This is a genomic window from Acinetobacter sp. 12966, assembly GCF_031196995.1.
GTDB classification, from domain to species: Bacteria; Pseudomonadota; Gammaproteobacteria; order Pseudomonadales; family Moraxellaceae; genus Acinetobacter; species Acinetobacter geminorum.
Map to the genome: position 1 here is coordinate 1 of NZ_JAVIMC010000110.1, position 5,699 is coordinate 5,699.

Annotated in this window: 7 protein-coding genes; 5 read left to right on the forward strand and 2 right to left on the reverse strand. The window is 35.5% G+C overall.

Going from position 1 to position 5,699, the window contains the following annotated elements; translation table 11 throughout:
* Window positions 1–293 precede the first annotated feature (293 nt).
* From RFW85_RS16435 to RFW85_RS16455, 5 genes are all read left to right on the forward strand, one after another.
* Window positions 294–1,313 carry an HNH endonuclease gene (locus RFW85_RS16435; RefSeq protein ID WP_086378123.1) on the forward strand — a complete coding sequence of 340 codons (1,020 nt, stop codon included), beginning with the start codon at window positions 294–296 and terminating at the stop codon, window positions 1,311–1,313.
* A 28-nt stretch (window positions 1,314–1,341) separates the two neighbouring features.
* The gene (locus tag RFW85_RS16440; RefSeq protein WP_086378122.1) at window positions 1,342–1,977 is read left to right on the forward strand and encodes an SOS response-associated peptidase family protein; all 636 of its coding nucleotides are present in this window, start codon (window positions 1,342–1,344) and stop codon (window positions 1,975–1,977) included.
* Window positions 1,978–2,124: 147 nt separating this feature from the next.
* Complete coding sequence (locus RFW85_RS16445) at window positions 2,125–2,619, forward strand: translesion error-prone DNA polymerase V autoproteolytic subunit (RefSeq protein WP_309171710.1); 495 nt, start codon at window positions 2,125–2,127, stop codon at window positions 2,617–2,619.
* A gap of 3 nt (window positions 2,620–2,622) precedes the next feature.
* A complete protein-coding gene (locus tag RFW85_RS16450; protein WP_103851164.1) occupies window positions 2,623–3,921 on the forward strand; it encodes a Y-family DNA polymerase in 1,299 nt (432 codons plus the stop codon).
* 33 nt (window positions 3,922–3,954) lie between these two features.
* The gene (locus RFW85_RS16455) at window positions 3,955–4,479 is read left to right on the forward strand and encodes a hypothetical protein (protein ID WP_002125325.1); all 525 of its coding nucleotides are present in this window, start codon (window positions 3,955–3,957) and stop codon (window positions 4,477–4,479) included.
* A gap of 144 nt (window positions 4,480–4,623) precedes the next feature.
* Here RFW85_RS16455 and RFW85_RS16460 read toward each other — a convergent pair whose 3' ends face one another.
* Both RFW85_RS16460 and RFW85_RS16465 read right to left on the reverse strand, forming a co-directional pair.
* On the reverse strand, window positions 4,624–5,169 hold the full coding sequence (locus RFW85_RS16460) for a glycoside hydrolase family 108 protein (protein WP_063090789.1): 546 nt from the start codon (window positions 5,167–5,169) through the stop codon (window positions 4,624–4,626).
* 42 nt (window positions 5,170–5,211) lie between these two features.
* Window positions 5,212–5,601: a hypothetical protein gene (locus tag RFW85_RS16465; protein WP_031977841.1), complete on the reverse strand. Its 390-nt coding sequence runs from the start codon at window positions 5,599–5,601 to the stop codon at window positions 5,212–5,214.
* Window positions 5,602–5,699 lie beyond the last annotated feature (98 nt).

A 5,699-nucleotide genomic window follows, 5' to 3' on the forward strand; every position in this document is an offset into this window, starting at 1 on the left:
CACTAGATATTCCGTAGAGCCAATTTAATAAAAGGAACAGATGCTGAAGATGATAGCCATGTCTGGATAGAGAATGATAGGTATGTTATTGACTTAACAGCACACCAGTTTAATAATTTCAATGAACCAATGATTCTCATAAATAAAGAGAATTATCCATTAAATAAAACACCATATTTTACAATAATTGAGATTACTGATATCAACGATTGGAGCTATTTTGATATTTTAGCTGTTGAATTTTTTGATATATTCTATTGTAAATACTTTATAAAAAGCCATTAGGTTATTAAATGTCTACTGTCTATACAAAAGTTTTTCCTCATCTAATTTTTAATTATGATTTTACTAAATGTATTATTTGCATGGCCTCTCATGATGAAAACAATACAGATAAAAAGTTAACTGATGAGCATATAGTTCCAGAGTTTATTGGAGGTCAAATTGTCGTAAAGAATGTGTGTAAAGAATGTAATAACACTCTCGGACATTCATTAGAAGGGCTTCTAGCAAAAAATATATATTTTAAAATGTATGCTTATACTAACGAAATTAAAGGAAAAAAAAATAAGTTAACGAATCCTCTTGCTGGAGAATATTCATATAAGGGCGTAAGATTTCGTTATGAATCTGATTTTTCATTATATCAATTGCCCGTTATTGATCAGCAACTCACTGATGATGGTGGTTTTAAGTTTAAAGCTTCTATTGATAAGAGAGATCTAAAAACAATTGAAAATGATATATTTAAAGCTATAAGCAGAAAGGCAAAAAAGGAAGGTAGAGTTTTAAGAGAAGATATATTAAAAGATGATATAAAAAAAATAATTGAAAATTCAAAAGAAAATATTAAAGTTCTTGAGCAACCTGAAATAAATATTACTTTTAGTCTTGATTATGACTTAATGGCTCTTCTCGCGTTAAAAATAGTTTATGAGCTTATCGCATGGCTATGGGGTGAAGAATTTATATCAGAAAATCAGTTTAATTTTATGAGATTATCGTTAAAGGGAATAAAGTTACACCGTAAATTAAAGTATATAAATAGAGATTTCTATGAAATACTTCGTCAACTTCTCAAGGAGAATCCATATACTCCTTTAGAAGATACGTCTTATATTGACAATATCTTTGGTGAAAATAAAACGATTGTAGTTTTTATGAGTGGTGGTTGTTCCATAAGGATATTGAATATTTGGTTTAACTTCCTTATGCCAAAAGCTTTAAAAAATGCCTTTTTAATTTTTACTTCGGACAGTAAAACTGGTGATTTTAATTTTTATAGAGAAGAGATATTCTTAAATCATAAATAATTTTTTATAAGAAAATAAGGCTTCAGGTATGTGTGCGAACTATGAACCTATATCAAAAGACCGAGTACACCTACTAGATCTACTCGAGCCAACATTCGACTATAAAGCCGATATTTATCCGGGTTACGACTGCCCTCTTATTTTTTCTAAAGATGGGGATATTGAGTGGCGCCAAGTTAAATTTGGTATGATTCCACCATGGAACCATGACCTAAAGTTCTCTAAATACACTTATAACGCCAGAACTGAGACGGTAGATAAGAAACCAAGTTTTAAACACGCATGGGCCAAAAGTCAATTTGCTTTAATACCTGTAGAAAAGATTTATGAGCCTCGATATGTAAACGGGAAAGCTGAACGCTGGGGAATTTATAGAGAAGATGGTTTACCTTTTACGGTAGCAGCCATTTATGATTCAACTGTGATTGATGGCCAACAAGTTAGATCTATGTCTATGCTGACTATAAATGCTGATAATCACCCTTTCATGAGCCAGTTCCATAAACCTGAAGATGAAAAGAGATCGATTATTGTTATTCCAGAAGAGTATCGAGAAGATTGGTTAAACTGTAAGAAAGAAGATGCTGATCAATTTTTCTTTGAAATGCCACTCGGTGAATTTACTGCTGACTACTTCCCAAAACAAAGAAAAACAGCAGATTAGCACCGTTTACTTTCCGACCAAATGCACTAATCACTGCGACAAGTTATGACTAGTGCTTATTTATCCACAACTTTTTAAATTTGAAATTTAACTAAGCTCTAGCATATCATCTTGAATATGTTACAAATTCAAGTTAGGGGATATTCTATGAGCGAAATTGCACCATCCATCATCCACATAAAACCATACCTCACACAAGGTATAGTTTTATGTGAGGCCTTATCTATCAAGCAGGTTGTACCTTCAACTCACATGCTTGTCCCTTACGCATTAGAAAAAATCAATGCAGGTTTCCCCTCTCCGGCTCAAGATTACATCGATAAAGCGCTCGATATGAATGAGCACTTAATCAAAAATGCAACTTCAACGTTTATTGTCAAAGTTGCATCACTATCAATGCTCAATGCGGGTATAGATATTGATGATGAATTGATTGTAGATCGAAGTCTTGATGCCAAACACGGCGATATTGTTATTGCACTAATTGACAATGAATTCACAGTTAAACGTTTAATGATCGATGAAAAAGGTCAATGGCTTAAAGCAGAGAATCCTGAATATAAAAATATCTATCTACAAGAGGGCCAAGAACTAATTATCTGGGGCGTTGTCACTCATATCATTAAAATGACACGGCATTAAGTCATGAAACATGAGAACAAAGTATTTTTTCTCATCGATGTCAATAACATGTACGTTTCATGTGAGAGAGTCTTTGATCCAAGTTTAAATGATAGACCCGTTATTGTGCTCAGCAATAATGATGGGTGTGCCGTTGCTCGTAGTAATGAATCAAAAGCTTTAGGCATTAAAATGGGTGTGCCGCTTTTTCAAATTAAAGACATTGTTCAGCAACATAACGTAATCGTTCTTTCAAGCAACTATGCAATGTATGCAGAAATGTCACGGCGCTTTCATACGATTCTTGCTTCTTACGTAACTGCAGAAGAAGTTGAACCGTACTCGATTGATGAGTGCTTTGTAGACTTCACAGCTTATGAAAAGAACTTTGATTTAGAAAAAGTTGGCCAGCAAATGCGTCAACAAATATGGAAATGGCTTGGTTTGCCCGTTTGTGTCGGTATTGGCAGAAGTAAAACAGAAGCAAAGATTGCAAATCATATTGCTAAAAAGAATCCCGGCTTTAACAGCGTTTGTGATTTAGTGAATATGGATCCCTGCAATAAAGAATATTATTTCTCATTAATTGAAGTATCTGAAGTTTGGGGCGTTGGCCGTAAGCATTCTAAAAAGCTTCAATCTATGGGTATCAATACAGTGCTTGATCTAGCTTGTGCTGAGCCGCGCGAGATGCAAAAGAAGTTTTCAATTGTGATGGCAAGAACCATTTACGAATTACAGGGTATTTCATGTATTGAGATCGAGCATACTCCCCCATCCAAAAAACAGATTGTTGCCTCTAGGTCTTTCGGTGGTCGCGTAACTGAATTAACGGATCTAAAAGAAGCTATCTCAATGTATGCTCAAGATGCATGTAAGCGGTTGAGAGATGAAGGGCTGCTATGTGGATGTATGATTGCTTTTGTACAGTCAAACCCTTTCGATGCCAATGTGCCGTTCTACAACAAATCAATCACAGGTTCGTTTTCTGAGCCTACGGATTGCGCGCTAGATTTTGTAAAAGCAGCTACGAGGATGTTAAACGATATCTACAAAGAAGGAATTAAATATAAGAAGTGCGGCGTAGTGCTGACAGGTTTAGAGCCAAAGTCTGGCCATACTTATGACTTGTTAACTGACTTTAAACATATAGAGAAAAAGGAATGTTTAATGCAGGCTATAGATGGTATTCACATCAAATTTGGAAAGAAAAAGGTTGGTGTCGGGCCATGTTTTGTGCCGGGTCGAAACTGGTCGATGAGTAGGGATAAGTTGAGTAGAAATCCTTTTAAACTTGATGAATTATTAGTAATAAAAAGCTAATATTCAAACTCATAAATTATAAAAGGAATAATAATGAATCATTTCATTAATGCATTAGAAACATCAATTCAAACAGAAAACTGGTATTCAGTATTATTTATTTCGCTTTCTTTACCAGATATTTGTGGGAAAATAGATGAACCTAACGAAAAATCTTCAAAAAAGAGAATGATTAATTGGTTTAATAAATATCTTAAATCTGTTTACACACGCAAAATTGGAGCTGATCAGACGGAATATACCTTTCTAAGTGGTGCAGATTTTTATGCATTAAGATGCGCATATCTTCACGAAGGTAGTGATGAAATAACAGGACAAAATGCACAAGAAACCTTAGAAAAGTTTAAGTTTATTCAACCTAGTTCAAATAATTTCAGCATGCACAGGAATGTAATGAATAAAACACTTCAACTTCAGGTTAGCGAGTTTGGTAAAGAGATTCTGGCAGCTTTAAGGCAATGGACAGAAGACAATAAGGACGATCAAGTTAAACAAGAACAAATCAGCAAACTTTTAAATATTCAAATTCTAGATTTATCTAAAGGTTTTTCTTTTTAAAAAATTAGGGCCCTCATCCGAGGGCTTTTACGCAAATTCCTACACTGACATTGTTATTGATCGTATGAGCTGAGCATCCTGAAAATAGAATGCACAGCAATGTAATTGTGAAAGCAATATTTGAACGTCTGCAATGAAAGACTTTCATATAACAACTCGGTTGGCGATCCAGCCATAGAAAAACTGCTCCTGCTTTGGATTACGCTCACAGATTTCAATGTAGCGTTGCCCTTGCATGATATTAAGAACACGCACCAGGACTTTTTCTCCCTCCTTCCCTCGTTTTGACAGATAGGTTTTTAGAGCTCTAAGAGTTTCAGATCCATAAACACCATCAACCTCTAAATCTGCATATCCAGCTTTTCCTTGGTTGTTTAGTAAGTTCAAAGCTCGTTGTAAAAGAGGTTTTGCAAAGCCGGTACCGCAATTCACACCAGTATCTAAAAGCTCTTCAGCTACCGCAGAGGAAATTGCATTAACCTGATCAAAACGTGGAGCAGTCCAATAGTTTTTGCGATAAATTGCTTTGGCCACATCCAGAGGTAAATCTCGCATACTACCTTTGAATCCATTTGCTCGAGCAACTGCTTCAGTAATTCCATACTTAGTTGCACCGCCGCGATCTGCTGGGTTATTTACGTACCCGCCCTCACGCTGAATTAATTCATCAAGATATTTTTCAATGTTCATTTCGGTTTCCTTCAGATATAAAAAAACCGCCCGAAGGCGGTATTAACTGTTTTCGACATCTCTTTTGGCTTTCTTAACTTCTTTAATTACTTCGACAATCGTTTTACCCTCTTGTTTGTCAATAAAGTTGAAGATCCATCGGACCAAAGCCCAACCGGGAATACCACAAATAAAGAAGAAGCCACCTAGTGCAATCATTCCCCAAATATCTGTAATCCATTCATGTAGTCCCCACTTCACAATAATGAAAGAGCCACCAGCTAAACTTGATACAACTGTACAAATCAAACCTACGGCCCATTCTTGTGGTGAGCGCGGCATACGTGTCATCAATACAACTGCTGCGACTAAAGCGACTGCTAAAGTCACCATAATTGCTGCCCCATAAAATTTTAATAATGCTGTTAAACCGCTAGTTGAAACAGGTTCCATTAATATCTCCAGAAAATAAAAAAACCGCTAGGAAGCGGTAGTTTTTCGTTGTCCAATCCATCATTGGACCGACCATAAAAAAAGCACCCGGTTGGGTG

Coding starts and splice junctions, on each gene's coding strand:
- RFW85_RS16435 (WP_086378123.1), top strand. CDS start 294: ATGTCTACTGTCTATACAAAAGTTTTTCCTCATCTAATTTTTAATTAT.
- RFW85_RS16440 (WP_086378122.1), top strand. CDS start 1,342: ATGTGTGCGAACTATGAACCTATATCAAAAGACCGAGTACACCTACTA.
- RFW85_RS16445 (WP_309171710.1), top strand. CDS start 2,125: ATGAGCGAAATTGCACCATCCATCATCCACATAAAACCATACCTCACA.
- RFW85_RS16450 (WP_103851164.1), top strand. CDS start 2,623: ATGAAACATGAGAACAAAGTATTTTTTCTCATCGATGTCAATAACATG.
- RFW85_RS16455 (WP_002125325.1), top strand. CDS start 3,955: ATGAATCATTTCATTAATGCATTAGAAACATCAATTCAAACAGAAAAC.
- RFW85_RS16460 (WP_063090789.1), bottom strand. CDS start 5,169: ATGAACATTGAAAAATATCTTGATGAATTAATTCAGCGTGAGGGCGGG.
- RFW85_RS16465 (WP_031977841.1), bottom strand. CDS start 5,601: ATGGAACCTGTTTCAACTAGCGGTTTAACAGCATTATTAAAATTTTAT.